General features: G+C 74.5%; 19 protein-coding genes. 6 read left to right on the top strand and 13 right to left on the bottom strand.

What is annotated here, in order from left to right; translation table 11 throughout:
• Window positions 1–5: 5 nt before the first annotated feature.
• The 11 genes from RNC47_RS02115 to RNC47_RS02065 form a co-directional block, all read right to left on the bottom strand.
• Complete coding sequence (locus RNC47_RS02115; protein WP_311594906.1) at window positions 6–1,181, bottom strand: hydroxymethylglutaryl-CoA synthase; 1,176 nt, start codon at window positions 1,179–1,181, stop codon at window positions 6–8.
• The gene (locus RNC47_RS02110) at window positions 1,171–2,256 is read right to left on the bottom strand and encodes a hydroxymethylglutaryl-CoA reductase (protein ID WP_311594905.1); all 1,086 of its coding nucleotides are present in this window, start codon (window positions 2,254–2,256) and stop codon (window positions 1,171–1,173) included. Before RNC47_RS02110 ends, RNC47_RS02115 begins: the two co-directional genes overlap by 11 nt.
• Window positions 2,253–3,311, bottom strand: a complete 1,059-nt coding sequence (fni, locus tag RNC47_RS02105; protein ID WP_311594904.1) for a type 2 isopentenyl-diphosphate Delta-isomerase — start codon at window positions 3,309–3,311, stop codon at window positions 2,253–2,255. The genes RNC47_RS02110 and fni overlap by 4 nt, the downstream gene beginning before the upstream one ends.
• Window positions 3,308–4,441: a phosphomevalonate kinase gene (locus tag RNC47_RS02100; protein WP_311594902.1), complete on the bottom strand. Its 1,134-nt coding sequence runs from the start codon at window positions 4,439–4,441 to the stop codon at window positions 3,308–3,310. The genes fni and RNC47_RS02100 overlap by 4 nt, the downstream gene beginning before the upstream one ends.
• On the bottom strand, window positions 4,441–5,487 hold the full coding sequence (gene mvaD, locus RNC47_RS02095; protein WP_311594901.1) for a diphosphomevalonate decarboxylase: 1,047 nt from the start codon (window positions 5,485–5,487) through the stop codon (window positions 4,441–4,443). The genes RNC47_RS02100 and mvaD overlap by 1 nt, the downstream gene beginning before the upstream one ends.
• The gene (mvk, locus tag RNC47_RS02090) at window positions 5,474–6,478 is read right to left on the bottom strand and encodes a mevalonate kinase (RefSeq protein ID WP_311594899.1); all 1,005 of its coding nucleotides are present in this window, start codon (window positions 6,476–6,478) and stop codon (window positions 5,474–5,476) included. Before mvk ends, mvaD begins: the two co-directional genes overlap by 14 nt.
• A 116-nt stretch (window positions 6,479–6,594) precedes the next feature.
• Entirely contained in the window at window positions 6,595–7,968 is a 1,374-nt protein-coding gene (locus RNC47_RS02085; protein WP_311594898.1) for a protoporphyrinogen/coproporphyrinogen oxidase, read from the bottom strand.
• Window positions 7,965–9,425: a protoporphyrinogen/coproporphyrinogen oxidase gene (locus RNC47_RS02080; RefSeq protein ID WP_311594897.1), complete on the bottom strand. Its 1,461-nt coding sequence runs from the start codon at window positions 9,423–9,425 to the stop codon at window positions 7,965–7,967. Before RNC47_RS02080 ends, RNC47_RS02085 begins: the two co-directional genes overlap by 4 nt.
• Window positions 9,422–10,444: a terpene synthase family protein gene (locus RNC47_RS02075; RefSeq protein WP_311594896.1), complete on the bottom strand. Its 1,023-nt coding sequence runs from the start codon at window positions 10,442–10,444 to the stop codon at window positions 9,422–9,424. The genes RNC47_RS02080 and RNC47_RS02075 overlap by 4 nt, the downstream gene beginning before the upstream one ends.
• A gap of 37 nt (window positions 10,445–10,481) precedes the next feature.
• Window positions 10,482–11,546: a polyprenyl synthetase family protein gene (locus tag RNC47_RS02070; protein WP_311594895.1), complete on the bottom strand. Its 1,065-nt coding sequence runs from the start codon at window positions 11,544–11,546 to the stop codon at window positions 10,482–10,484.
• Window positions 11,543–12,649 carry a polyprenyl synthetase family protein gene (locus tag RNC47_RS02065; RefSeq protein WP_311594894.1) on the bottom strand — a complete coding sequence of 369 codons (1,107 nt, stop codon included), beginning with the start codon at window positions 12,647–12,649 and terminating at the stop codon, window positions 11,543–11,545. The genes RNC47_RS02070 and RNC47_RS02065 overlap by 4 nt, the downstream gene beginning before the upstream one ends.
• Before the next feature lie 401 nt (window positions 12,650–13,050).
• Here RNC47_RS02065 and RNC47_RS02060 point away from each other — a divergent pair, with 401 nt between their 5' ends.
• Complete coding sequence (locus tag RNC47_RS02060; RefSeq protein WP_311594893.1) at window positions 13,051–14,409, top strand: tetratricopeptide repeat protein; 1,359 nt, start codon at window positions 13,051–13,053, stop codon at window positions 14,407–14,409.
• A 223-nt stretch (window positions 14,410–14,632) separates the two neighbouring features.
• Window positions 14,633–16,018, top strand: a complete 1,386-nt coding sequence (locus tag RNC47_RS02055; protein WP_311594892.1) for a cytochrome P450 — start codon at window positions 14,633–14,635, stop codon at window positions 16,016–16,018.
• 482 nt (window positions 16,019–16,500) lie between these two features.
• Here the strand turns inward: RNC47_RS02055 and RNC47_RS02050 are convergent, their stop codons facing one another.
• A complete protein-coding gene (locus RNC47_RS02050; RefSeq protein WP_311594890.1) occupies window positions 16,501–19,374 on the bottom strand; it encodes an AAA family ATPase in 2,874 nt (957 codons plus the stop codon).
• A gap of 114 nt (window positions 19,375–19,488) precedes the next feature.
• Between RNC47_RS02050 and RNC47_RS02045 the strand changes: the two genes are divergently transcribed.
• On the top strand, window positions 19,489–22,341 hold the full coding sequence (locus RNC47_RS02045; RefSeq protein ID WP_311594888.1) for a helix-turn-helix transcriptional regulator: 2,853 nt from the start codon (window positions 19,489–19,491) through the stop codon (window positions 22,339–22,341).
• A gap of 78 nt (window positions 22,342–22,419) precedes the next feature.
• On the opposite strand, the gene RNC47_RS02040 is transcribed toward RNC47_RS02045, so the two are convergent.
• Window positions 22,420–23,082 (bottom strand): helix-turn-helix domain-containing protein, encoded by a 663-nt coding sequence (locus RNC47_RS02040; protein WP_311594887.1) that lies wholly within the window; start codon window positions 23,080–23,082, stop codon window positions 22,420–22,422.
• Between the two features lie 175 nt (window positions 23,083–23,257).
• Between RNC47_RS02040 and RNC47_RS02035 the strand changes: the two genes are divergently transcribed.
• From RNC47_RS02035 to RNC47_RS02025, 3 genes are read left to right on the top strand one after another with little or no spacing between them, the layout of a single operon-like run.
• Window positions 23,258–23,782, top strand: coding sequence for a flavin reductase family protein (locus tag RNC47_RS02035; protein ID WP_311594885.1), 525 nt, complete (start codon window positions 23,258–23,260; stop codon window positions 23,780–23,782).
• Window positions 23,779–24,687 (top strand): MBL fold metallo-hydrolase, encoded by a 909-nt coding sequence (locus RNC47_RS02030; protein WP_311594883.1) that lies wholly within the window; start codon window positions 23,779–23,781, stop codon window positions 24,685–24,687. The genes RNC47_RS02035 and RNC47_RS02030 overlap by 4 nt, the downstream gene beginning before the upstream one ends.
• Window positions 24,684–25,880 (top strand): amidohydrolase family protein, encoded by a 1,197-nt coding sequence (locus RNC47_RS02025; RefSeq protein WP_311594881.1) that lies wholly within the window; start codon window positions 24,684–24,686, stop codon window positions 25,878–25,880. Before RNC47_RS02030 ends, RNC47_RS02025 begins: the two co-directional genes overlap by 4 nt.
• Window positions 25,881–25,914: the final 34 nt, after the last annotated feature.

The following is a 25,914-nucleotide window of genomic DNA, read 5'->3' as shown; positions in this document are numbered from 1 at the left end:
GGTGGTCACGCCGCCTCGTAGACGCGCTGGTGGTCCCGGATGCCGGCCAGCCGGAACGGGCCCTGGGTCTGGTGGGGCAGGTCATGCCAGCGCCCGTCGGTGGGCAGGGTCTGCTCCCGCAGTTCGCGGTAGGCGGGGTAGTCGACGGGGCGTCGCCTGTCGACCGCCGCCCGGTGGGCGTCCCCGCGGAGGTGCTCCCGGTAGCCGGGCCGCACATGGCCGGCGAAGAACTCGGCGACGCGGCCCGAGCCGTAGCTGAAGAGGCCGACGGACTCGCCGGTCAGGTCGTCCTCGCCCTCCAGCAGCGCGGCCAGTGCCAGGTACATGGAGGCGGTGTAGCTGTTGCCGACCGTCTCGTTGTATCCGGTGGTCGCCGCGACGGCGTGCTCCACCGCCGCGTCGTCGGGCGCCTCGCCGCAGGTCTCCAGCAACTGGCGGTGAGCCTTGAACGCCATGCGGGTGTACGGCTGGTGGTAGCAGAAGGCGCGGAAGTCCTTCAGCGGCAGGCCGCCCTGGGCGCTGTAGTCGCGCCAGGCGCCGTCGACCGCCTCCAGGTACGCGGCGATCGACTCCTTGCCGTTGACCAGGGCGGTGGAACGGTAGTTGGGGCGCCAGAAGTCCATGACGTCGGAGGTGAAGAGCCCCGAGGGACGGTCGATCTCGACCAGCGCCGGGTTCGCGGAGACCAGGAGAGCCGTGGCCGCGGCGCCCTGGGTGGCCTCGCCCGGGCTGTCGAGGTCGTAGCGTGACACGTCGCTTGCGATGACGAGGACCTGCTGGCCGGGGTCGCGGTGCACCAGGGCGGTCGCGAACTGGAGCCCGGCGGTGGCGCCGTAGCAGGCCTGCTTGACCTCGACCACGCGGACGTTCGGGTGGAAGCCGAGGAGCGAGTGCACGTAGATGCCGGCGGCCTTGGACTGGTCGACGGCGGTCTCGGTGGCGAGCACGAGGGTGCGGACGCGGTCGGTGCCGTGGCGCTCGACGACGGGGGCGGCGGCCGCCGCGGCCATGGTGACGATGTCCTCGTCGAGGGTGGGCACGCTCATCGCGCGCTGTCCGATGCCCACGTGGTACTTGGCGAGGTCGGTGCCGTTGTGCCGGCTGAGCTCGGCGTGGCTGAGCACCAGGCTGGTGGTGCTGAACGACAGGTCGTGGATGCCGATGGCGTAGTCAGTGCGCATGGGGGTCTCCGGTGTGGCGTTCGAGGCGGGTGTGGGCCTTCATCAGTTCGCCGGGGTTGGTCTGCGCCGCGAGCAGCGACAGTTCGCCGCAGAGCACGGTGGCGGCGGCCAGCACCGCGAGGCGCCGGGCGTTGTCGCCGACGGGCCGCTCCTCCTGGCAGCCGAGGCGGCGGAGGTTGGCGTCGACGAAGTCGAGTCCCTTGCCGTTGCCCACCGAGCCGACGACGAGGTTGGGGAGGGTGCAGGAGAAGTACAGGTCGCCGTCGCGGTCCTCGACGAGGGTGACGCCCTGCGAGCCCTCGACGATGTTCGCCGCGTCCTGGCCGGTGGCCAGGTAGAAGGCGAGCAGCATGTTGGCGTAGTGGGCGTTGGCCGAGCGGATGCCGCCGGCGAGCAGGGTGCCGACCAGGTTCTTGTTGGTGTTGAGCGCGGCGAGCTTGGCGGCGGTGGTGTGCAGGCGATCGGTCACCACCCGCCGGGGGACGAGGATCTCCGCGATGACGTTCTTGCCGCGGCCGAGGATGCCGTTGATGGCGGTGGCCTTCTTGTCCGTGCAGTAGTTGGCGGAGATGGAGCCGTAGCGGATCCCCGGCACGGTGGCGAGCAGGTGGGCGAGGATGGCGTCGGCGGCGAGGGTGGCCATGTTGTGTCCCGAGGCGTCGCCGGTGGAGAACTCGAAGCGCAGGAAGAGCAGGGGGCCCGCGATCTCGTGGCGTACCGCGAGGAGTTCGGCGTACCGGCTGCTGCGCCGGGTGACGGCGCGCAGTTCGTCCAGCGTCGCGTGGACGGCTCGTGCGGCGGCGTGGGCGGCGGTCGCGTCGGTGGCCTCGACCAGGACGGAGCGGGTCATCCGCTCGTCCACGAGGGTGGCCCTGATGCCGTCCTCCGTCAGCCGGGAGATCTTGGCGCCGCGTCCCACGGAGGGCCACAGCGGGGTCTCGTAGGTGGCGAGCGGGACCTCGGTCTCGGTGGTGGCGACGTTGCCGGAGACACGCAGCGGGCCCACCCAACGGAGCGGGATCGCCGCCGTCGCGAGCCCTTGGCCCGACCTGGCGGTGTCGGTGGTGACGGTCATGCGGGGTCTCCTTTCGCGGTTCCCAGGTCGATGCCGCGGTCGTGGCAGAAGGCGCGCAGCGAGCCGGTGACCAGCACGTCGCAGTCGGCGAGCTCGGCCGGGCGGTGTGCGCCGAGCATCGTCATCAGGGCGGTGAGCTGGTCGAGCCAGTCGGTGATGTGGCGCACGAGCGCGGCCACTCCGCCGTCGAGCAGGACGGTGAGGAATCCGCCGGACGCGCCGACGGCGTGCGCGCCGAGCGCGAGGGCGCGGGCGGCGTCCAGCGGGTGGCGCACGCCGCCGGAGGCGAGCAGCGGCAGGCCGTGGCCGCGGGCGTCGAGCAGCGCGGCGGGGGTGCTGAGGCCCCAGTCGTCGAGGTAGCCGTAGTCGGGGCGGGCGCGGCGGCCGTTCTCGATGCGGGCGAAGTTGGTGCCGCCGCGGCCCGCGACGTCGGCGGCCCGGACGCCGAGCGAGGCGAGCCGTTCGACGGTCCGGCCGCTCAGCCCGAACCCGACCTCCTTGACGATCACCGGCACCTCGACGGCGGCTGCGATCGCCTCGATGGCGGCCGGCCAGTGGCCGAAGGAGCGGTCGCCCTCCGGCATCACGGTCTCCTGCACGGTGTTGAGGTGGATCTGGAGGGCGTCGGCCTCGACCAGGTCGATCGCCCTGCGGGCCTGGTCCGGGGTGGCGTTGGCGTTGAGGTTGGCCATCACGAACCCGTCGGGGTGCTCGCGGCGCACCGGGGTGAAGGTGCCGGCGGTGGACGGGTCCTTGAGGTAGGGGCTGAGGGAGCCGGTGGCGATGGGCAGCCCGGTCTCCCGGGCGGCGATGGCGAGGTCCCGGTTGATCTCCCCGGTCCGCTCGCTGCCGCCGGTCATGGCGTTGATGTAGAGCGGGACGGGCCACTCGACGCCGGCGAAGCCGGTGCGCAGCGAGACGTGCGCCCGGTCGGTGCCGGCGAGGGCGTGGTGCAGGAACCGCACCTCGTCGAACTGGCTTGGCGCCGGCGGCTGTTCAGGGGAGTGCTGGGCGGTGGCGAGCGCGACGTGCTCGTCCTTTCGGTTTCCGGTCATCGGGGGCGTCCTCGGGGGGAGTGGGATGGGGGGTCGGTCACCCCGAGCTCCAGCGGGGTGATGCCGTCCCCGGCCCAGCGGGCGCGCAGGGCCGAGGGCGGGCGGTCGGCCGGCAGCAGGGCGATGCCGCAGTCGCCGCCGCCCGCGCCGGACGGCTTGGCGGCGCCGCCGCAGGACTCGGCGGCGTCGCAGAGCCGGGTCAGCCGTTCGGTGAAGAGGCCGAGGGAGACGTCGGCGTCCATGCGGGCGAGGAGCCGGCGGGCGGTCCTGACGGCGTCCAGGAGGCCGTCGGGATCCGCCTGTTCGAGGGCGGTCACCGCGGCGGTCACGCAGCGTTCGCTGTCCCGGACGAAGCCTGCCCGGGCGGGGCCGCGCCACCAGTCGCTGGCGGTGAGGTCGGCGACCAGGGCCGAGGTGGAGGCGGGGCTGCCGCTCCAGCCGACCTGGAGGTGGAGGCCGCCGGGCGGCGGCAGCGGCCGTACCGAGAGGTCGGGCCAGGGGGCGGCCAGGGTCTTCGCGACGCCGCGGTGGCGCAGGCCGCGCCGCAGGGCGTCCCGGTCGGGGGCGCGGTAGGCGATCCAGCCGTGCCAGGTGCTGGCGGCGAGGTCGGCGCCCGAGGGGCCCGCGTCGATCCGGACGCCGGCCAGCAGGGCGATCCGGAAGCGGTCCTCGCGCGGCAGCCGCATGCCGTAGTGGTCGGTCACGGCCTCGACGGCGGCGACGGTGACCGCGCCGCTGGAGCCGAGCCCGGTCTTGACGCCGCGCTGGTGCAGGCCGCTGCGCACCGTGAGCCGCAACGGCATGAGCGGCAGGCCCTGTTCGGTCCGCAGCCGGTCGACGACCTCGACGGCGGAGACGAGGTGGGCGAGCGCGCCACGCGGGTGTCCGGCGTCCGCCGGGTCGAGGGGGCGCAGCCGGCCCCGGTCCCGGCGGAAGGCGACCTCGTGGTCGAGCAGGTCGGAGTCGACGACGACCTCGGCGTCCCCGTGGCCCTCGACGGCGGCGGAGGCGGTGACGGTGACGTACCGGTCGACCGCGACGACGATCGCCGGCCGCCCCGGTTCGAGGACCGCGTACTCGCCGACCACGAGGAGCTTGCCCGGCGCGCTGCGGGTCACCGGTTCCGGCATCAGCCGCCCTCCGTCCGCAGCGTGGCGCCTGGGCCGCGGCGGGCGACGACGACCCGGGCGCCTGGCACGGTGGCCATCCGGGCGGCCACCCGCTCCGCGTCGGCGGCGGCGCACAGCACCTTGACGTTGGGTCCGGCGTCCATCGTGGCCCAGGCGCCGACGCCCTCCCGGCGTAGTTCGTGGACGGTGCCGAGGGCGGTGGCCGAGGCGTCGGTCAGGTAGCGGACCGGCGGCGAGGCGGCCTCCATTGCCGCGTGCATGCCAATCGCATTGCGTTCCGCGATCCCGCCCACGGTCTCCAGGTCGCCCGCGCGCAGCGCCGCCCGCATCCGCGTCAGGTCGGCGCGGCTCGCCGCCACCCACTCGGGGAAGCGCGGGGAGGTGGCGACCGTGCGGCGCATGGCCTCCCGGCTGGACACCGCCTTCGGGCCGGCCTCCAGCACCACCGCCACCAGCGCGGCGTCGATATAGGCGTCGCCCAGCGGCTCCGCGTACGAGGCCGCGTCGGGGTCCAGGGCGTCCACCGGGCCCGCGTGCCAGACGACGAAGCCGCCGAAGACCGACCGGGCCGCCGAGCCCGAGCCGCGCCGCGCCAGCCTGGACAGCGCGCGCGGCTCGGTGGGCAGCCCGTAGACGGCCGCGGCGGCCAGCGCCAGGGCCGCGAAGCCGCTGGCCGACGAGGCGAGCCCGGCGCCCACCGGCACCGTGTTGCGGGTGTCGACCACGGCCCGCTCCCGCCGCCCGGCCCGCTCCCGCACCAGGTCGAGGAAGGCGGTCACGCGCCGCAGCTGCTCGCCCCGGGCCGGCGCCCCGTCCATCACCACCGTGTCGGACCCGGCGGCCGGCGCCAGCCGCACGGAGGTCGTGGTCGGGAACACGTCCAGGGTCAGCGAGAGGCTGTCGGTGAACGGCAGCACCAGCCGCTCGTCGCGCTTGCCCCAGTACTTGACCAACGCGATGTTGGGGTGGGCGACCGCGACCGTGCGCCCCTCCCCCGTCGGCTCGGCGCCCGCGGGGCCGGCCGCCCGCACCTCAGAAACCGCCATGGCCGGCCCCCTTCGCCACCGGCACGGTCCACGTGGGGACGCCGTGCTCGCGGGCGAGCAGCCCGGCGACCGCGTCGGCCTCGTCCCGCGTCGCGGTCAGCGCGATGACGCAGCCACCGAGGCCGCCGCCGCTCATCTTGGCGCCCAGCGCGCCACCGGCGAGCGCGGAACGCGTCAGCGCCTCGGTGCGGTCCGTCGTGAGGCCGAGGCCGGCGAGCAGGCGGTGGTAGTCGGTGAGCCGCCGGCCGAGATCGGCGAGACGCCCGTGGGCCAGGTCGTCGAGCGCCGCCCCGACCAGCTTGGCCGACCGGTCGAGGAACGCGGCGCGCCTGGCCGGTGCCCGCGTGAAGGCGGCCCGCAGCATGGCGACGGCCCGCCGCGTACCCGGGCCGCCGCCGCTGTCCGCGACGACGACCTGGCAGGCGGCGCCCACCGGCGGGGCGCTGGTCCAGCCGTTCGCCAGCAGCACGGGGCGGTCCGAGCCGGTGGCCAGCGCGTCGATGCCGCTGGCCAGGCCGTGCGCCGACTGCTCGGCCACCTGGACCAAGTCGAAGAGCTCGCGGTCGCCGAGGCCGGTGGCGAAGAGCGCGTCGAGCGCGTGGACCAGGGCGCGCGCGGTCGCCGCGCTCGAGCCGAGCCCGCGCGCCGGCGGCACCCGGCTCTCGATCAGCACCTCGACGTCCGGGGCCGCCGGGAGTCCGGCGCGCCGCGCGAAGGCGTCGACGAGCAGCCGGAGTTCCTCGGGGGCGCCCTCCTCAGCCGGCTCCGCGGGCCCGCACGCCGGGGAGACGGCGCGGCGGATCAGGAGCGGCCCGGGGTCCGGCCGGTCGAGGAGCCGCACGGTGGCCCGGCACTCCAGGGCCGGCACCGGAAGCGCCAGCGCCGGTGCGCCGTAGACCACCGCGTGCTCGCCGAGCACGATGACCTTGCCGTGGGCCCTGCCCGTCGCGGCCCGCCGCTCCTCGGTCTGGGGCAGTTGGTGTGTGGACACGGTTGCGGGGTTCCCTCCTGCTGGGGTCCTGCGGGGGTCCTGCGGGGAGAAGGACCGTTGCCGGGCTTCGCCGCCGCCCCTCCCCGGCGCGCCGGGGAGGGGCGGCGGCGGAGCGGTCAGCCGCGGCCGGCGGCGACCGCACCCGTGGTCACGACCTGCCGCACCCGGGTGGCCGCCCGCTCCCCGGTGACGAGCGCCGAGTTGGTGGCGCTGAAGGCCAGGTAGTCCCCGGCGAGCTGGACGCGGGACCTCGGGTCGAGCCCGCGGTTGAACTCGCGCAGCCGCGCGTAGTCGCCCGGCTTGCGCAGGATGACGCCGTTCTTCCAGCGCTGCACGTAGGCCATGTCCTGGTGCGCCTCGATGTGCTTGGCCAGCTCGGGCCACGCCTGCCGGTGCACCTCGTGGGTCAGCTCCACCACCGTGTCGTCGTCGGTGTCCCAGTGCCGGATCGCCCACGGGTAGCGGTAGTAGCTGGTCAGCAGGGCGTGGCCCTCGGGGGCGCGACCGGGGGCGAAGTTGTGGTTGAAGGTGATGACGCCCAGGTCGGCGTGCTCCCTGGTGGGGAACAGGACGCAGGTGGCCGTCTCGCTCGGCTTGCGGTCCACCCCGAAGTAGACGTGGATGTCCGGCACGTACGGCAGGTTCTCCAGGTAGTCGAGGCTCGCGGGCGCCAGCCCCGGGCAGAGCCGGGCGGCGATCGGTCCCGGCAGCGCGACCACGGCGGCCGCGGCCTCCTCCACGCGGTCCGGCTCGCCGGGGCGGCTCCAGTGCACCCGGACCCCGCCGGCGACCTCCTCGACCAGCGTGACCTCGGCGTTGGTCTCCACGTCGAGCCGGGCGGCGAGGTTCGTGGTGAGGGTGTCGACCCGGTCATGGAAGTTGAACCACTCGGCGTTGACCGCCGGCATCGAGAACAGGAAGTTGATCACCGACAGGTCGGGCGGCGAGTTGAAGAACATCGCGCTCATCGGGTCCACGAGGTAGTCGCGGAGCTCCTTGTCGAGGCGGCGCTCGGCGTAGTCGGCGGCGGTCTCGGTGTCGAGCGAGGCGACCTCGCCGAGGTCGCTGTCCCACCGCAGCCGGCCCTGGTGCTTCGTCAGGTCCGCCTGGAGCCGCGTCATCGCAGGCATCGAGGACCACGGCATCAGACCTGAGCGCTTGAGGTCGGTCGGCTTGTTGGCGCGGATGCGGTGGACCCGGCCGTCGCGCTTGATGCCGACGACGTTGTTGGTGGGCAGGGTGGTGTCCTCGATGCCGAGGTCGCGGACCAGGTCGAGCATCTGCGTGTAGTTCTGGATGAGCAGGATCGCCGCGAGGTCCATGTGGTAGCCGCCGCGCTCCACGGTGCGCATCCGGCCGCCGGCCCGGTCCTCGGCCTCCAGGACCCGGACCGGGTGGCCGGCCTGCTGGAGGCGGAAGGCGGCGGTCATGCCGGCGATGCCGGCCCCGACGACGATGATCGGTTCTCCGGTTCCTGCGGTGGTGTTCACGGTCGTCCCTTCGTCCTGGCTGGTGCGGGGATGAGGTCGTGCGAACGGCGGTCGCCGGCGGCCAGGCCGAGCCGGTCGGCGATCCGGCGGGCCGCGGCGGCGCCCGAGCAGATGCTGTGGTGGGTGCTCGACTGGGTGAAGAAGTCGCCCCCGGCGAGCCGGACGCGGGAACCGTCAGGCCAGGCGCCGCTGAGCCTGGCCAGCTCCCGGTAGTCGCCGGGGCGTCGGAAGACCACGCACTGCCCGGGCCGCAGCACGTGCGTCATGACGGTGTGGTCCTCGATCTCGGGGGCCAGTCGCACGGACCGCAGCGCGGCGCGGGCGTGCTCGACGAGGCGTTCCTCCGGCAGGTCCCGGTGCCGGTCCGACCAGGAGCCCCGGAAGTGCGCCATGACCAGGCCGCGGCCCTCCGGCACCCGGCCGGGGGCGGTGTTGTGCGGCAGGATCACGCCCACCAGCGCCGGGTGTTCGGCCCGCGGCACGTTGACCATCACGGCCCGCTCCGCGGTGGGCCGGTCGAGGCCGAAGGCCACGTGGACGCTGCCGGTGTACTCGACCTGCCGGAAGAACTCGGCGAACGGCCGCTCCAGTTGGCCGTAGAGGTCGAGCGTCTGCGGGACCGGCACGGCCAGCACGCAGGCGTCGGCGCGCTCGGTGCGCTCCCCGCCGCCGTCCGCCGCCTCCCAGCTGACGGACACCCCGGCGGAGCTCTCCTCGACCTGCCTGACCCGCGCGTGGTAGGTGACGGAGAGCCGTGCCGCGAGCGAGCGCGGCAGCTGCCCGACGCCCTCCTCGAACGTGAAGAGGCCGCCGCCGCCGAGCAGGGAGTTCAGCAGCATGAAGGGCGCGATGGACGAGGTGCGCTCGACGTCCTGGAGCGAGGCCAGCATGCACAGCGGGTCGAGCAGGTGGTCGACGGTGCCGGGGCGCAGGCCGCGGCGGGCCGCGTAGCCGGCGACGGACTCCCCGTCGTGCCGGGCCGCCGCCGACATGTCGTACCAGTCGAGCGACCGGCGGATCCGCAGGTGGTCGGCCATCAGCTTCGGCAGGTCGGTGGGGAACGGCGCGAACCGCAGCAGCCCGGCCGCCATCCGGGGCAGCGAGCCCACCCGCACGTGGTGCACCCGGCGGCCGCGCATGAGCCCGACGACGTCGGACGAGGGCAGCACCCGGTCCCGGATGCCGGCCAGGTCGGCGAGGCGCAGCATCGCGCGGTACCTGCGGGACAGCAGCGAGGCGCCGGTGTCGAGGTGGAAGCCGTCCCGCAGGACGGACGACATCCGTCCGCCCACGTACTCGGGGGCGGAGCGCTCCAGCACGGTGACCCGGCAGCCGCGCCGCCGCAGCAGGTAGGCGCTGGTGAGCCCCGCGATGCCGGCGCCGACCACGACGACGTGCGGCCGGCCGTCCGACACCTCGGCGCCGCTCCTCGCCGTCCCCGGCAGCACGCCGCTCATGCGGACATCTCCCGCTCCGGCTCGGCACGGTCGTACCTGGTGTGCCGCAGGTACCACTCGACGTGGTTCTGGAAGGAGAGCAGCCCGCCGGCCCAGGCCCGGATGGCCGCGCGTTCGGGACCGGTGTAGGCGTCGCCTGCGCCCCGCTCCGCGATCCGGCGCAGCGCCTCCTCGATCGACCGCACCCGCTGCCCGATCCGGTCGAGGGTCTCGACGGCGGCGTCCTGCAGCGACTTGTGCTCGAGGCGGTGCAGCAGGACCACCAGGTTGTACGCGTCGGGCCGGTCGAGTTCCTTCGACACCGAGCACAGGTCGTTGATCCAGGACGCGATGTCGGCGGCGCAGCCGATCATCTCGGTGTACTCGGGCGTGCCGTAGAAGCGGGCCGGGAGGCGCACGGACTCCGTCTGCTCCACGAAGTCGAGCAGCGGGAGCACGGGGCCGGTGTCCCTGCGCAGTTCGATGTAGGCGTCGACGCCCGGCAGGACGCCGCGGGCCCGGTAGTCGGACTCCACGACCAGGGAGGTGAAGTAGTCGTCGAGGTGGGTGAGGAGCTCGTGGAACTGCACCGGCGCCATGACGGCGCCCGTGCGCTCCAGCAGGTCGGCGAACGACCGCTGCAGGGCGTCCTCGGGGCGCGGCGCCCGGCCGCCGTGCCTGGCCGCGTCCACGATCCGGCGCAGCGGCGCGGCGGCCCGCTCGGCGGCCTCGGTGCTGGCGCCGGCGGCGCCGTCCTCGAAGTGGTCGTCGAGGTTGAAGTACCAGATCGTCCACTGGGTGATGAGGACGCGCAGGCCGGCGTCGGCGTGGGGGTAGCCGTAGCTGACGAGTTCGCCGGCGCACAGCCGGCGCAGCGGGTGCGGGGCGGGCCCGGAGTCGATGAGGCCGAACCGCCTGGCCCACTCCTCGCCCGCGCGCTCGACGGCCTCGACTTCGTCGGGGTCCCGCGAGGGCGCGGCGGGGAAGGGCCACCGCGGCAGCACGGTCGCCAGGACCGGGTCCGGGACGGGACTTCGCACGGTGCTTCTCCTTGTCTGTGGCGTGGTTGTGGCGGCGTCAGTGGTCGCGGTCGACGAGCCACCCGGCCAGGGCGCGTAGCGGCCGGGCGTCGGGCTCCGCGGGGCGGGCGTCGTCCAGGTGGCGCAGGGCTTCTGCCAGGTGGCGGCGGGCGCCGTCGGCGGACGCCCGCCGCCCGCCGGCGCGTTCGACCAGGTCGGCGGTGTGGCGCAGGCTCTCGGCGTCGTCCAGCGCGGGGTCGCGGGCGTACTGGTCGGCCAGCTCGGCGGACTCCGGGAATCCGGCGGCCAGGGCGGCGACCACCGGCAGGCTCTTCTTCCTGGCGTGGAGGTCGGCGCCCGCCGGCTTGCCGGTCTGCCCCGGGTCGCCCCAGATGCCGAGGAGGTCGTCCACGTGCTGGAAGGCGAGGCCCAGGGCTCGGCCGAAGGCGTCCAGCGACGTTGCTCGGGCCTCGTCGGCGCCCGCGGCCAACGCGCCGAGACGGCAGGCGACTCCCATCAGGGCGCCGGTCTTGCGCGCGGCCATCGTGGTGCACTCGCTGAGCGAGACGTCGGTCCGCGCCTCGAAGGCCATGTCCTCCAGTTGTCCCCCGATGAACTGCTGCACCGCCTCGTTCAGGGCCGCGGCGGCGCGCGCGCCGAGGTCGTGCCGCTGGACGAGGGACACCGCCAGGGTGAGCATCGCGTCGCCCGCCAGGAGCGCGCCGGGGACGCCGAAGACCTTCCAGGCGGTGGGCCGGTGCCGGCGTGTCTCGTCCCTGTCGATGATGTCGTCGTGCAACAGCGAGGAGTCGTGGGCGAGTTGGACGGCCGCCGCGGCGTTCGCGGCCACCTCGGGACGGCCGCCGACGGCGCGGGCGGCGAGTAGGGCGAGCGCGGGGCGCACCGCCTTGCCCCAGCCGGCCAGCCCGGGCCGGCCCTGCTCGTCCCACCAACCCAGGTGGTATCCGGCGACGTTCCGCGCCCGCTCGTGCAGGGCGGAGACCGCCGCGCGCAGGACCGGGTCGGTCACCTCCCTGGCGTAGCGCAGCCAGGTCTCGGGGCTGGCGTCGTCGCCGGGCGCCGCCACCGCTTCGCGTACCCGTGCCGGGTCGGTCGTGGTCATGTGGCCGCTCCCTCCGCCACGGGGCCCGGCTCGGCCGTCGGCCGCCGCCAGTCGTGCCGGTCGACCACGTGCCGGAACAGGGCCGTGAGGCCGTTCTCGGCGGTGGCCGGGTCCACTGCCCGGTCCAGCGCCCGCAGCGCGCGGTCGAGGTGGTCCCGGGCGGATCGCTCGGCCGCCTCCCGCCCTCCCGCCCGCTCGACGAGGTCGGCGAGGGCGAGCAGTTCGGCGTCCGTGGGTTCCTTCCCGGAGTCGGAGTCCAACCGCTCGGCCAGCCTGAGGCCGGCGGGGGTGCCCGACCTGAGGGCGGCGATCACCGGGTACGTGCGCTTGTGCTGCCGCAGGTCGCCGAGCGGTGGCTTTCCGCTGGCGGCGGCGTCGCCCCAGACGCTCTCGATGTCGTCGGCGACCTGCCAGGCCACGCCCAGGTTCCAGGCCGCCGTGCTGAGCGCCCGCACGGCCGGGAGAGGCGCGCCGGCCAGCGCGGCGCCAACCTCGACCGAGCCGCACAACAGCCCCGTGGTCTTGGCGCAGGCCGCCAGGTAGTCCTCACCGGTGACCCGGTCCACGGGAAAGTGGTTGAGCGCGAGGTCCGCCGCCTGGCCCCGGATGATGGTGTCCACCGCCCGCGCCAGCGCCCGGGACGCCCGGTGCGGCGGGGCGCCGTCCGCGTCGGCGAGGACAGACGTCGCCTGGCTCAGCAGCGCGTCGCCGGCCAGGACGGCCAGCCCGGGCCCGAAGGCCACCCAGGCCGCCGGGCGGCCGCGGCGCGTCTCGTCGGCGTCCATCAGGTCGTCGTGCAGCAGCGAGAAGTTGTGCACCAGCTCCACCGCGACAGCGCCGGGCACGGCGGTCGCCGTGCCGGCGCCGAAGGCGCGCGCCGACAGCAGCGTCAGGGCGGCCCGCATCAGCTTGCCGGGGTGGAGGTCGGTGGGCGTGCCGTCACGTTCGCACCAGCCGAGGTGGTAGGCGCCGACGCGGGCCAGTCGGGGGTGGAGTCCCTCGACCGCCTCGCGTAGCGCGGGCAGAGTCGCCTGACGGCACTCGGCCAGCGTCTCCTTGACGAAGTCCGTGGCCGTGCCGATGGGGGCCTTTGCATCCTTCATGGGGGTTATCTCCCGCTCCCGTGCTTTTCCGGGGCCGGCCCAGAGAGCCGCTTCGCGCTAAGTGGGGACATGCCGTGGATGTGCGCAGGGTCGATTTCGCCGAGCTCGGCGACCACTCCAGTGAAACCGGCAACCGCCCGGCGGTCCAAGACTTACCGGGTGTCGTCGATGTCGGACGAGTCCCCTTCTTGTGCCCTTGTGAGATTCGCGTTGCGGCGACGTTCCACATCTGCCAACAGGCCGAAAACAAAAGGGGGGCCCTCTTTACGAGCGCGGTGGAAACGATGACGATTGAGAACAGGTCGGCCGGCCGCACCGCGGCCCCCGGTACCGCACGGCATCCCTTATCCGGCCCGCGTCACCCGCGCGCTCCCCTCACCGTCCGGATTACAGGAGTTGACTTGGCCCGCAACGAGCCCAACCACGATCTGAAGCGACTCTTATCGGAGGCGGGGCTGTCCGGCGAAGCACTGGCTCGCTCCGTCAACCAGGCCGCCGCGGAGACCAACAGGGTGCTCCGCTACACACGGAAGTCCGTCGCGAGCTGGCTCGCGGGCTCGCGACCACCGGCGCCGGTCCCCGCCCTGGTGGCCGAGGCGCTCTCCCGGCACACCGGCCGGCTCGTCACGGTGCAGGAGACGGGCCTCTCGCTCGTCCCCGACCAGCCGATGGACGCGTTACGGGCGACCGGGGGCTGCGCGCGTGCCGCGCTGGCGATGCTGACCGCGGCGGACACCGGCCCCGCCACCCGGCGGGCGTTCCGTGCCCTTCCCTTCCGGCTGGCCAACGTGCCCCCGGCCTGGTCGGAGCCGAGCCCCGCCCCGATGACGGGGGCACGGCAACTGGGTGCCGGCGAGTTGGACGCCCTCGCGTACGCCACCTCCTACTACGCGGAGACCATCAACACCTTCGGGGCCGGGCACGGGCGCACGGCGCTGCCCGCCTACCTCGCCACCGACGGCGCCGCGTTCCTCACCGCGAGGGCCGATCCGGAGACGGAGAAGCGGATCCTCGGCCAACTGTCGCGGCTCACCCACCTGCTGGCCCGCATGTGCGTGGACTGCGGCCAGGCGGGCGCGGCCCAGCAGTACTTCAACGTCGCCGCCCAGTTGGCGATCGAGGCGCGGGACCGGACCCTGTACGCCGTCACCCTGCGGGCGATGAGCGCGCAGCTCGGTCAGTTGGGGCACCACGACACGGAGCTGGCCGAGTTGGCGCTGGCGGCCGCGCCCGAGGACTCCCCGCCGGCCGTCAGATCGTTCCTGATGAGCCATCTCGCCGTGGCCCGCGCCGCGTGCGGCGACGCCCGTCCGTCGCTGTCGGCGCTCTCCGACGCCATCGAGCTCCACGGCGGGCGGGACTCGGACCCGGCCACGCCGTTCGGCGGCTACCCGGTGGCGGCCCTGCACTACCAGCGCGGCCTGGTGCACCAGGCCCTCGGTGAGTACGGGAAGGCCGCCTCGGCGTTCGCCACCTCGCTGCGGAACCGGCCGGCCCAGGCCCGCAGGGCCCAGGCGCTGACGCTCGCCAGGCTCAGCGAGGTCCTGCTGCTCGAAGGCCGGGTGGAGCAGGCCTGCGCCAGCACCGAGCGCCTGCTCGACACCTGCGGTCACATCCGCTGCCCCCGCACCGCCGAGCGGCTGCTGGACCTGCGCAGGCGACTGCTGCCCCACGCGAGACGGCCGCGGGTCCGCGCCGTGGTCAGCCGCCTGGACGGCTACGAGGCCCATCACGCCCTGTCGACGAGCCTCGTCAGGTAGGCGCCCGCGACGCCCCCGGGTCCACGCGGGGCCGCCCGACACGACCGGCACCGGTGCACAAGCGCACATACGTGGGGCACGGACGACGCGCCGCCACCGCGGCCCCCTATCGAACGTGATTGCGGGCGAGTGGACTTGGAAGAGACGCGGCACGCCGGCCCCGCCCCACGGCGCGGGCGGGGCGGCGACGGCCGTCTGGTCGAGAGTCCGAAAGGGATACCGGATGAATCCGATCGAGGTGCCCACCGCCAGCGGACTTCCCCTGCTTGGCTCCATCCTGGACCTGCGGCGGGACCCCCTGGGAACCTACGAGCGCGCGCGCAGGGAGCACGGCGACGTCGTGCGGATCGTGGCCGGTCCTCCCGGCCTGCGCAGTGAGATCTACTTCGTCTTCTCCGCCGCGGGCGCCCAGCAGGTGCTCGCCTCACAGGCCGCCGACTTCCGCAAGGACGACGTCTTCTCGCTCGAGATGCGCGAGACCTTCGGCAACGGGCTGCTGTCCAGCCTGGACGAGGACCATCTGCGTCAACGCAGGCTGCTCTCCCCGCTCTTCACCAAACGGAAGGTGGCGGAGTACGCCGACGCCGTGTGCGACGAGGTCGAAAGACTGTGCGGCGAGTGGGAGGCGGACGGTGGCACGGGGGCCGACCTCAACGAGGACATGAGCCGGCTGACCGTGCGGATGATCACCCGCATCCTGTTCGGCGCGGACGCCGAGGAGGCGGCCGCGGTGGTGCGGCGCTGCATGCCGGTACTCGGCATGTACACCCTGAAGCGCGGTCTGATGCCCCTGAACCTCCCCCGGTCGGTCCCGACCCCCGCCAACCGCCGGGCGGCGGCGGCCCAGGCGGAGTTGTACGCCCTGTGCGACCGGTTCATCGAGCAGCGCCGCGCGAGCGGCGCCTCGCGGCAGGATGGGGCCGACGACCTGCTGACGCTGCTGATCAACGCGCGCAGCGACGAGGACAGCCCACTCACCGACCGTGAACTGCGCGACCAGGCACTGGTCTTCCTGCTGGCCGGCTCGGACACCACCGCCACCTCGCTGACGTTCGCCATGCACCTGCTGGCGCGGCACGGGGACGTGCAGGACGACACCCGCGCCGAGGTGCTCGCCACGTTGGGCGCTCGACGGCCCACCCCCGGGGACCTGGACGCCATGCCGGCCGTCGAGCGGGCGCTGAAGGAGGCGATGCGCCTCTACCCGGCGGCCCCCGTGCTCATCCGGCGCGCGGCACGGGACGCGGTCGTCGACGGGTACGCCATCCCGGCGGGTTCCCACGTCTACGTGTGTCCATGGGTGACCCACCGCCACCCCTCCTACTGGCCGGAGCCCGAGCGCTACGATCCGGCCCGCTTCCGCCCGGAGCGGGCGGACGGCCGGCCACGGTACGCCTGGTTCCCCCTCGGTGGCGGCCCGCGATCCTGCATCGGCAACCACTTCGCGATGCTCCAGATGAAGTTGGCCGTGGCGATGTTGCTCCAGCGCTACCGGTTCTCCGGCCTGGAGGAGGAGGTGCCGATCGAGGTGGGCGTCACCATACGGGCGGCGCGGACCGTCGGCTGCCGGCTGACCCCGGTCGGACCGCTGTCCGCCGCCGGGGCCTGAACGGGCGGCAACCCGGTGGGCCGCCGAGCGACCGCGGCCGACGCACCCCGCTGAGGCACGGCGGTCGAGTCCGCGATCGTTCGGCGTCGTTCTTCCGCCATACCGCCGGGCGATCAGTCACCTGGCCGCGGAATTCCTCAGACCGCCGCCCGCTGCTCGACGGGCGGCTGTTCCTTCTCCTGGTTCTCCTTGTCCTGTTCCGGCGTGCGGGGACGCCAGTGGCGGGGGTCGTCCATGGCGGCCACCGTCGAGACCGAGATCCCGTCGGGGTGGACCAGGTTTAAGGAGTCGCCCGGGGTCCCCGCATTTCCGTGTAAGAAATGGAGGGGTTCAGAGAAGGGAATATCACGAACAAGGTGACGCATTCTCTCTCCTTACACGTGAACGAACGTCGACTGTATGCCGATTACCCAGTAATGGTCGCACGCGTGATTGCGGTTTCCCATCGCAATCATCTGGAGACGCGGAAAGGGAGGGAAACCTTACACGAATGAAGATCGGCGGTCCGTGACGGTCAACGCGTCTCCGGTCAGCAGCAGAGTCGCCACCTCCGCCCTGGAACGCAGCCCCGTGCGGGTCAGGAGCCGGCTGAGGCGGGTGGCCACCGCCTCCTCGGTGAGCCGGAGCAGAACGGCGATCCGACGGTTGCTGAGCCCCTCGGCGACCAGGGTGGCCAGGAGCCGGTCGTTCTCCTCGGCGACCTGTCTGCGGCCGGGGACGGACAGTGCCGCCTCGCGCATCGCCGTCCGGGTGTGAAAACGCCACAGCGCGGCGCCCGTTTCGCCGAACAGCTCGTAGGCCTCGTACAGCTGCGCCTTCGGGCCGACCCCGGCGCGGGCCACGGCGGACAGGGTGACCGCGGTCTCGAACGGTTGGTCCCGGGAGCGGGCGAGCGCCACGGCCTCCAGCAACAGCCCGCGCGTGGCGTCCGTGTCCTCCCTCGGCAGGACATCCGCGCTGACCAGCAGGGACAGCAGGTGGGCCCGGCCGCTGCCGAGCTGTTCCGCGGCATGCCTGAGGCGCGCCGCCGAGTGGGCCGCCTCGTCCGGCCGGCCCGTTTCCACCAGGAGAGCGGCCAGGGTGGCCCACAACTCGTCCGTGCCGTAGACAAGACCCCGCGCCTCGGCTTGGCTCAGTCCCCGCCGCAGCAGTCGCTCGGCCGCGCCGGTGTCGCCCAGGGCACGGTGCGTCTGTGCCTCGGCGTGGTCGAGGAAGAGCTCCGGCTGCCCCTCCCGGTCGCCGCGCACACTCCGCACCAGCCGGGTGGCGCTCGTGGCGCGACCCCGGGCGAGCAGGATGGCGGCCCCCCGCGCGTGCAGCAGGTGATGGCCCGGGGCCGGGCTGAACGTCCGGCCGTTCGCCAGCATCCCGCGGGCCAACGCCAGCGCCTCGTCCCACCGCCCCTGAAGATGCGCCCTGAGGAACCGGCTGTACGGGGGAAGCGCCTCAGCGGGCAGCCCCCGGGCGGACAGCAGGGCCGCCGCCGCGCCAAGGTCCCGGGCGCCAAGCAGCTGGTCGAACTGCGAGGTCGTCAGCGAGTACGCCCACTCGGGTGGCAACCGGGAGGCGAGCGGGGTGTCGACGACACGCCTGAACCGGTCCGGCCGGCCAAGCACCCACTCCGCGCACGCCCAGAACCACTCGGGCAGCACCCGGCCGAGCAGGTCGGCGCCCCACAGGGGCGCGGTCCGCGCCAGCAGATCCCGGGTCTCCCGCCACCGCTGCGACTGGCTCAGCGCCAGCGCCCGACCCGACAGGACCGCCGCAGCCGGAAGCGGCGACTCCCGCCACCACGACTCGGCGGCGATCCGGTCCAGCAGCGCCTGGTTGCCCTCGCCCGCCGCCGCGGCCACCAGCAGAACGGCGGTGTCCTGCAGCGTCATCGCCGTCAGGCCCTCGACCGGGTCCCGCAGGATCCGCTCGGCGGCGGCCCGCGCGGCCGGATACTCGCCGGCCACGTAGGCGGCCTTCCCGTACCGCAGCAGCGCCAGCTCGCGGGCGGCCGGCTCGTCGACGAGCAGGTGCGCCGCACGCAGCCAGCGCGTCATGCCCCGCCCCTCGCGGTCGGGATGGATCCGCTGCGCGGCGGCCGTCAGGTCGGCCGCGGCGCGCCGCCGGTCGACGAGCATCCCCGCGTCGGCGATCCGGTCCGGCAGATAGGTCTCCGCGTCGGCCTCGTCAAGGAGAGCCGCCGCTGGCGGCAGGCGACCGGTGCCGGTCACCGTCGGCTCGCCCGCGGTCCACAGCGCCTCCACCGCGACGGCCGACAGCCGGGCGCGCTCCACCGGCCCGAGGCGCTCCCGGACGGCGTGGGCCACGAGCGGGACGCGGAAGGTCCAGCCCCGGGTGAGGCAGCCGTCCGCGCCGGTCAGTCGATCCATGACACCGGCGGCCACCAGGCCGCGGATGCCGGCGTGGACCTCGTCGGTCGAGAGACCGCTCGACGCCGCCGCCAGCGCCGGAGCAGTCCGGCCCAGCGGCCACAGGACGCTCAGCGTCGCCGCCACCGTGCCGCACGGTTCGCCCAGCGCCCGAAGCGCCACCATGAACCGGTCGTCGTCCGGCAACACCGGCACCGGTGCCTCGGAGGACAGGAAGGCGTGCCCGCCCACGATCCGGATGGCGCCCCGCCGCGTCCATCCGGCGAGCAGCGCGTCGACCGCCGCCGGGATGCCCCGACTCAGTTCCCGCACGCGCCCGACCAGGCCGGGATCAGGCGTCGCGGCCAGTCGCCGGGCCAGCAGCTCACCCACCTCCCGCGCCGCCAGGCGTCGCAGCACGACGGTGGCCGCCGCCCGGCGCACCAGCGGGTGGAGAGGGCCTTCGTCCCCGGTGGGCGGAGCCTCGCCCGCCGGGGCGCGCTGAACGGCCGTGACGACGAGCCGCAGCTGGGGCGCCCACCGCTCGACGCCGACGCCGACGAGCAGGTCCATGGACTCGGGGTCGGCGTGCTGGATGTCGTCGATCACGACGACCATGGGGGGTGACCACGTCAGTGCCTCACGGAGCGCGCGCCCCATCGCCGTCGCGTCCCCCTCGTCGAGGGCGGACAGCGCTTGCGACACGCGCCGCTCGGCCTGCCGCGACCCCGCGACGCCCGTCCGGTGCCCCCGCACCGCCGTGACCAGCCGCAGCGCCAGCAGCAGCGGACGCCCCTCGTCCCCCACCACACAGGTGAACGCCGAGCACGGCACCCCCTCGGCGCGCACCCGCGCGGCCACGGCGCGTGCGAACGCGCTGCGCCCGCCGCCCGGTTCGGCGCGCACGGCGACCAGACGCGGGCCGCCGGGATCGCGGAGCCGAGCGTTCGTCTCACCCAACTCCAGGTCGTGACCCACCAGGTACGGAACTGTCACTCCCACTCGCCTCCGTCGGTTTCCTTCCGGCTCAACCACGACAGGAATCTGGTCCGTGAGGGGCTCGTCGACGAGGGGGCGAGCCGACGCGATGGTCGCGAGAACGGGAGACGAGTGACGGCAGTGATCACGCACCGGCCCGATGGATGCTTCATCGGTAGGGACGAGGATGTCAAGGCGGTCGCGGAGGCGTTGCGGCCCAGCGACGCGGCGGGGACCCTGCTGGTCCGCGGCGAGGCCGGGATCGGCAAGACAGCGGTGGTGGAGCGGGGCCGTGCCGCGGCTGTCCGGGAGGGCGTCCCGGTACTCCGGCTCAGCTGGGACACCGGCGCGGAGGAGGCCGGCGCCGCCGCACTGGCCGACGCGATCTGCGGCGCGCTCCCCGAGGTGGCGGACGGTCGGCTCCTCGGACATGTGACGGCGATCCGCCGGGCCCAGTCGCGAACCGCCGACCGTCGAGGCGAGTGGACGCTGCTGTCCGCCATCTCGGAGCACCTGCGGGACGCCGCCTCCCGCACCCCCTTCGCCCTCGTCTGCGATCACCTGGAGCGGCTGCCGCCGCGCACCGCGTCCGCCCTGGCGCTGGTACTGCGGGTCTTCCGCCCGGCCGGCGTCCCCATGGTCCTGGCGGCCCGGCCGACGCCCCCCGGGCCCGGCACCGGCGAGCTGCCGGCCGCCGCCGGCCACGTGCTCGACCTGGCGCCGCTGGCGCCGGACGAGGTGGCCGCCCTGATCGCGCGGCGGCTCGGCCGGCCGGCCGACCCCGGGATGCTGACCGCGGTGCGGCGGGCACTCGGGCCCCTGGCGGGGAACCCCCGGGCCGTTCTCTCCCTCCTGGCCGCCGCGGCGGAATCCGGCGGGCTGCTCGAACTGGACGGCCGACTCGGCCTGACCGTCCCACAGGAGGCGCTGCGGCTGGCCGCCGACGCGGCGGGACTGCGCCGGCTCGTCCCAAGGGGCACGGGGCCGCACACCGAGGGTGCCGAGGTGGCGACCACCCTGGCGCACGTGATCGGGAGCGCGGAACTTCGCCTTGAGGATCTGTACCTCCTCGAACGGCACCCGGCGTCGCCCGCCGACGTCGGCTCCCGGACGTTCGAAGGGCTGGCTGGCGCGGGCGTGCTGACCGTCGATCAGGACGGCCGGATCACGTTCGCCGTCCCGGCGCTCGCGGCGGCGTTACGGGCCCTGTCACCCTCCCACGACGTGCGGGAGCTGCACGCCCGCATCGCCTGCTCCGTGGCCGGTCGCCTCGGCACCGCCACCGCGGGCGCGTCCCATCCACGCCTGGCCGATCACGTCGCCGCCGCCGGACCGATGATCGAGGACACGGTCGCGACACCGCTGTTGCTGGCCGTGGCCCGAAGTCACGCCCGCCGCGACCCGGCGAAGGCGATGCGGAGCTACCGGTCGGCGCTCCGCCGACTGTCGCCAACCGATCCCGGCACCCCGGGCACGCTGCGCGAGGCGGCCGGCCTGGCCCTGCGGAACGCCGACCACGACGGTGCCCTGGCGCTCGGCGAGCCGTTGCTCGCCTGCCTCGACGTGCCGCACCACGCCGGCCGGGGCGAGCTGGAGTTCACCGCCCGGACCTGGGCGTGGGCCGCGCTGCACGAACACCGGCTACCGGACTCCGACCGCGCCGGCCCCGCGGCCCGCACGGTGCACGAGCGGATGCCCGGGGCCGCCGAGCTCGTCGCGCTCCGCGGGCTGTACGGAATCGGACAGGTCGGGGCGGGGCCGGCACCCGACCGCGCCGGCGGTCCGGAGCCAGCCGGCGAGACGGCCCGGGGGCCGTTCCCCGTGGCGGCGGAACGTCGCCTGCTGGCGGCCGCGGTGACCGGTGGCGCCGAAGCGGCCGGCGAGACGGGCGGGGGCGCGCTGGCCACCGCCGCCGCTTACGGGGACCTGGCCGGTGCGCTCCACATCGTGCTCGGCGACCGGTATCCGGCCTCGGGGGACAGCACCGCCGCGTGCTACCACACCGTGGTCGGCGACTACCTCTCGGGACGCTGGGACGAGGCCCTGGCGGCGGCCCGCGAGATCGAGCTGCGGGGCCGGTCGGGCGGCGGGCACGGCGTCGGGCAACTGGCCCGCGCCCTCGCGGCCGAGATCCACTGCTACCGCGGCGATGTAGGCCAGGCCAGGATCTGGCTCGACCTGATCCCCGACTCCCTGGTCCACCCGCTGGTGGGCCGCGCACGCATGGGTCTCCTGTACGGCTCGGGACGGCCGGACACGGCGCCGGAGGCCGGCTGGCGCGAGGCACGGCGGGCGCGTGCGAGCGGGCTGCTGGCCGGCGTCGAGCGGATCCTGCTGCGTCTCCTGGCCCACGCCCTGGACGAGAACGACCCCCGAGGGGCGGGAAGGGTGCTTCGGGAGCTGGAGTCGCTGCACGACGAGGCCGCGTCGCCGCTCACCGGCGAGGCCGTGCTCCTCGCGCAAGGGGTGCTGCACCGCGACGTGGACCGCCTGCTGGCCGCCCGTCGCATGATCCGACAGCGCGGGGACGCCCTCCTCGAAGTGCACTGCCACCAGTGGCTGGCCGAGGTGAGCGACGCCCCTCGGCCGTGGTTGCTGAAGGCGGCCCAGGGCGCACGCCGGCTGGGCGCCGGTCGCCGGTTCCGCGGGATGATCAGCCGGTCGGCGCGCCGCCGCGACGTGGCCGTCCCCGCGTCGCGGCGGCGGGCGCCGACGGCGGAGCTGAGCGAGTCGGACCTGCACCTCATCGAGATGATCAGCAACGGGGCGACCAACCGCCAGATCGCAGCGCGCCTCGCCTGCAGCGAGAAGACGGTGGAGCGGCGGCTGACCCGGCTCTTCCAGCGAACCGGTCACCGCTCCCGCGTGGAACTGGCCACGGCCTGGCTCGACGGGAGCCTGACCAGGCTCGGTCTCCTGCCGAACGCCGCGGCGCACGACCTGCCCCCGTCGAGGGGCGGACGCACCGGCTCGAGCACGCGCTGACTCGCGAGCGTAGGCTCGCCGTCCATCCGGCTTCCCGGAAGGGCAGCGATTCGTGGGCTGACGGTGCTCGGCCGCGCGTCACCCGTGCGGTTCGGCGGCGTCTGTGGAGGTGTTCGTGGCGTTCTGGACGGCCAGCAGCCGGAAGCGGTCGCTGTCGCCGAGGGCGCGCCAGCGGTGGGGGGTGCCCCCGAGGTAGCTGATGCTGTCGCCCGCCGACAGCTGGTGCACGGTCCGCCCGTCGGCGGTCAGCAGGTCCACCTCGACGTCGCCGTCGACGACGTAGAGGAACTCGTCGCCCGGGTGGTCGTAGTAGTCGCCGAAGTCCGTTCTGGCGCCTCGGTATTCGACCGGGTGAACGCCGAGTCGCGGGCTGCCGAGCATGCGGGCCATGCCGCCGACGTTGGGCACGCCGAGGCCCTCGCCGCAGCGGACGACCCGGATGGACTGGCGCGTGACGTCGGGCTCGGCCCGCACGGCCGAGGCCAGGAGGGCCTGCTGGGTGGTACCGAGGGCGCGGGCGATGCGGTGCAGTGACGGCATGCTGGGGTGGGTCAGCCCCCGTTCCAGCTGGCTGAGGAACGGGTGGGACAGGTCGGACCTCTGGGCGAGCTGTACGAGCGTCAGCCCACGCTCCTTGCGGAGACGGCGGATGGTGGCGCCGAGTTCCGCGCGCTGGGCACTGTCCGCGCGCTGGCGACTGGCGGCCTGTGGCGGCGTACCAGGGGTGGGCTGGACCGGCATGTCGGGTTCCTCAACGGTGACGGGCGGCGGGCGACGCTGGGCGGACGGGACTCGGAACGCGCCGAGGGGTTTACCCCGGCGAAACACTCGAACCCTAGGGTCGATGTTGATGGGATGAACATTCTACTCCGCTGCGTCCGCCCCAATCTATTCGTCCCCAGCCCGAGGAGCCCGTATGCCGTCGGCTACCACCGATCGCTCCGCCACCCCGACCGACGCCGCCTTTCTCGCCGCCATGGCCGGGCTCGCCGGCGGCGTCTGCGTCGTCACGACGGCCGGCCCCGAGGGCCGGCCGGCCGGATTCACCAGCACGGCCGTGATGAGCCTGAGCCGCTCGCCCCAACTGCTCGCCATCGGTGTCGACCAGGCCAGCCGGACCCTGCCGGCGCTGCTCGGCCGCGGCCGGTTCGCCCTCAACATCCTGCGGGCGGACGGCGAGAGCCTCTCCCGCCGGTTCGCCGACCGGACCGCCGACCGGTTCGCGGGGCTGGACTGGACCACCGACGAGTGGGACGTGCCGGTGCTCGCCGCGTACAGCGCCGCCGTGCTGAGCTGCCAGGTCGTCCGGGACGTGCCGGCCGGGGACCACCGGCTGATCGTCGCCTCGGTCCGGCGCGTCCTGCCGGGCGCGGAGGGCGGGGGCGCCCTGGTCCACCTGGGCCGCCGCTACCACCAACTCCCCGCCGAGTACGCGCGATGACCGGCCAGCGGTGGTTCGCCGTCCGGGAGACGGCCCCCGGGGTGTACCTGATCGCCGAGCCGGGCCACGTGAACAGCTACCTGGTCCTGGGCGACGACCTCGCGCTCCTCTACGACACCGGGATGGGCATCGGCGACCTCGCCGGCGAGGTCCGCGCGCTGACCTCGCTGCCGCTGCTGGTGGTCAACTCCCATCACCACTACGACCACCGGGGCGGCAACGCGTCGCTGGTCGGCGTCGCCCGCGACTTCGCCGTGCACGCCGAGGGAGCCGAGTCGCACGGTTCGCCGGCGCCGCGCGAGTGGCTGGAGTCGTACGCGCACATCGCGCGCGGCCTGCGGGAGAAGTACCAGGCGCTGCGCGCCCTCGACACCGAGGCGTTCTTCCTCACCGACAGCCGGGTCGAGGTCCGTCCGGTGCCCGAGCTGAGGCACTGGCGGATCGAGGCGGTCCGCCCGACCAGGCTGCTGCACGAGGGGGACACGCTGGACCTCGGCGGGCGCCGCCTGCGGGTCCTGCACACCCCGGGTCACTCTCCGGACGGCCTGTGTCTGTGGGAGGCGGACAGCGGGCTGCTGCTCGCCGGGGACACCCTCATCAGCGGCACCTTCTTCGCCCATGTGCCCGGCGCCGACGTGGCCGCGTTCGCCGCCTCCACCCGCCGGCTGGCCGAACTGCCGGTCAGGACCGCGCTGCTGGGTCACAACCTCCGCCACCGGGAGTCGGCCGGCTTCGTGGCCGACGTGGCGGCGGCGTTCGCGGCGGTGCGGGACGGCCGCACCCGCCCGGTGGCCGCCACCGACATGTTCGGAACGGCGGCTTGGCGCCATGACTTCGACGGCTTCGCGGTGCTCACCGCGCTTCGGTCGACCACGCCGGAAGGACCGGAAGGAGCGGACCGATGACCGCGATGCTGCTGCGCGGGGCCCTGCTGCCCGACGGCTCCACCCGCGACCTGCTCCTCGAGGGCGGCCGGGTGGCCCGGGTCGCCCCGCGAGGAGCGCTGCCGGCCGGGCCGCCCGAGACCGACCTGACCGGCTATCTGCTGCTGCCCGCCCCCGCCGAGCCACACGCCCACCTGGACAAGGCCCACACCTGGGACCTGGTCGGTGCCCCGCCCTGCGACCTGCCGTCGGCCGTCGGCGCCTGGCGCGAGCACGCGGAGCGGGTCACCGAGGAGGACGTGGCGCTGCGCGCCCGCGTGGCGCTGGACGAGCTGGCCATGAACGGGGCGACCGCCGTCCGCACCCACGTCGACGTCCTGCCCGGCGAGGACCCGCTGCGGGGGCTGCGGGCGCTGCTGCGGCTGCGCGAGGCGGTGCGCGGCAGGACCGAGTTGCAGATCGCGGTGCTGCACCTGGACGCGCCGGACGCCGTGCTGCGCGAGGCCTTCGCGCTCGGCGCCGACGTGCTGGGCGGCTGCCCACACCTGGCGGCCGACCCGGAGGCGGCCGTCACGCGCGCGGTGCGGCTCGCCGATGAGTTCGGCGTCGGCGTCGACCTGCACGCGGACGAGAACCTGGATCCGGCCTCCCTGGATCTGCGGCTGCTGGCGGCGGCGGTGCGGCGCGACGGATTCTCGCGGCCGGTGACCGCGAGCCACTGCGTCAGCCTGGGCGTGATGCCGGACGAGGAGGCCGCGCGGTTGGCCAAGGAGGTGGCGCTGGCGGGCATCGGGGTGGTGACGCTGCCGCTGACGAACCTGTACCTCCAGGGACGCGACCACCCCGCGCCCGTCCCGCGTGGGCTGACGGCCGTACGCACCCTGCTGGACGCCGGCGTCACGCTGGCCGCCGGTGGCGACAACATACGCGATCCGTTCAATCCGGTGGGGCGCGCCGATCCGCTGGAGACCGCCGCGCTGCTGGTGGCGGCCGGGCATCTGACGCCGGCCGAGGCACTGCACACGGTGACCGCCGGGGCCCGTGCCGTGCTGGGGCTGCCGCCGGCCGGCCCGTTCGAGGGAGCCGTCGCCGATCTGCTGGCGGTGCGCGCCGGTTCGCTCTCGGAGGCGCTGGGCGCGGCCTGTCCTGATCGCGTGGTGTTCCGGGCGGGGCGGATCGTCAGCCGTACCACGGTGGTCCGCGAGTTGGCGTGAATGCCGGGGATCGACACCGCGGCGACATTGCCGA

Origin of the sequence: Streptomyces millisiae (assembly GCF_031845425.1) — a bacterium.
GTDB classification, from domain to species: domain Bacteria; phylum Actinomycetota; class Actinomycetes; order Streptomycetales; family Streptomycetaceae; genus Streptomyces; species Streptomyces millisiae.
The sequence above is the reverse complement of the archived record's forward strand: the minus strand, read 5'-3'. Positions and strand labels throughout refer to the sequence as shown.

Bases quoted from the DNA above. Each gene is read 5' to 3' on its own strand.
- RNC47_RS02055 (WP_311594892.1), top strand. From the start codon at position 14,633: ATGAATCCGATCGAGGTGCCCACCGCCAGCGGACTTCCCCTGCTTGGC.
- RNC47_RS02080 (WP_311594897.1), bottom strand. From the start codon at position 9,425: ATGAGCGGCGTGCTGCCGGGGACGGCGAGGAGCGGCGCCGAGGTGTCG.
- RNC47_RS02110 (WP_311594905.1), bottom strand. From the start codon at position 2,256: ATGACCGTCACCACCGACACCGCCAGGTCGGGCCAAGGGCTCGCGACG.
- RNC47_RS02035 (WP_311594885.1), top strand. From the start codon at position 23,258: ATGCCGTCGGCTACCACCGATCGCTCCGCCACCCCGACCGACGCCGCC.
- RNC47_RS02100 (WP_311594902.1), bottom strand. From the start codon at position 4,441: ATGCCGGAACCGGTGACCCGCAGCGCGCCGGGCAAGCTCCTCGTGGTC.
- RNC47_RS02040 (WP_311594887.1), bottom strand. From the start codon at position 23,082: ATGCCGGTCCAGCCCACCCCTGGTACGCCGCCACAGGCCGCCAGTCGC.
- RNC47_RS02115 (WP_311594906.1), bottom strand. From the start codon at position 1,181: ATGCGCACTGACTACGCCATCGGCATCCACGACCTGTCGTTCAGCACC.
- RNC47_RS02025 (WP_311594881.1), top strand. From the start codon at position 24,684: ATGACCGCGATGCTGCTGCGCGGGGCCCTGCTGCCCGACGGCTCCACC.
- RNC47_RS02065 (WP_311594894.1), bottom strand. From the start codon at position 12,649: ATGAAGGATGCAAAGGCCCCCATCGGCACGGCCACGGACTTCGTCAAG.
- RNC47_RS02070 (WP_311594895.1), bottom strand. From the start codon at position 11,546: ATGACCACGACCGACCCGGCACGGGTACGCGAAGCGGTGGCGGCGCCC.
- RNC47_RS02030 (WP_311594883.1), top strand. From the start codon at position 23,779: ATGACCGGCCAGCGGTGGTTCGCCGTCCGGGAGACGGCCCCCGGGGTG.
- mvaD (WP_311594901.1), bottom strand. From the start codon at position 5,487: ATGGCGGTTTCTGAGGTGCGGGCGGCCGGCCCCGCGGGCGCCGAGCCG.
- fni (WP_311594904.1), bottom strand. From the start codon at position 3,311: ATGACCGGAAACCGAAAGGACGAGCACGTCGCGCTCGCCACCGCCCAG.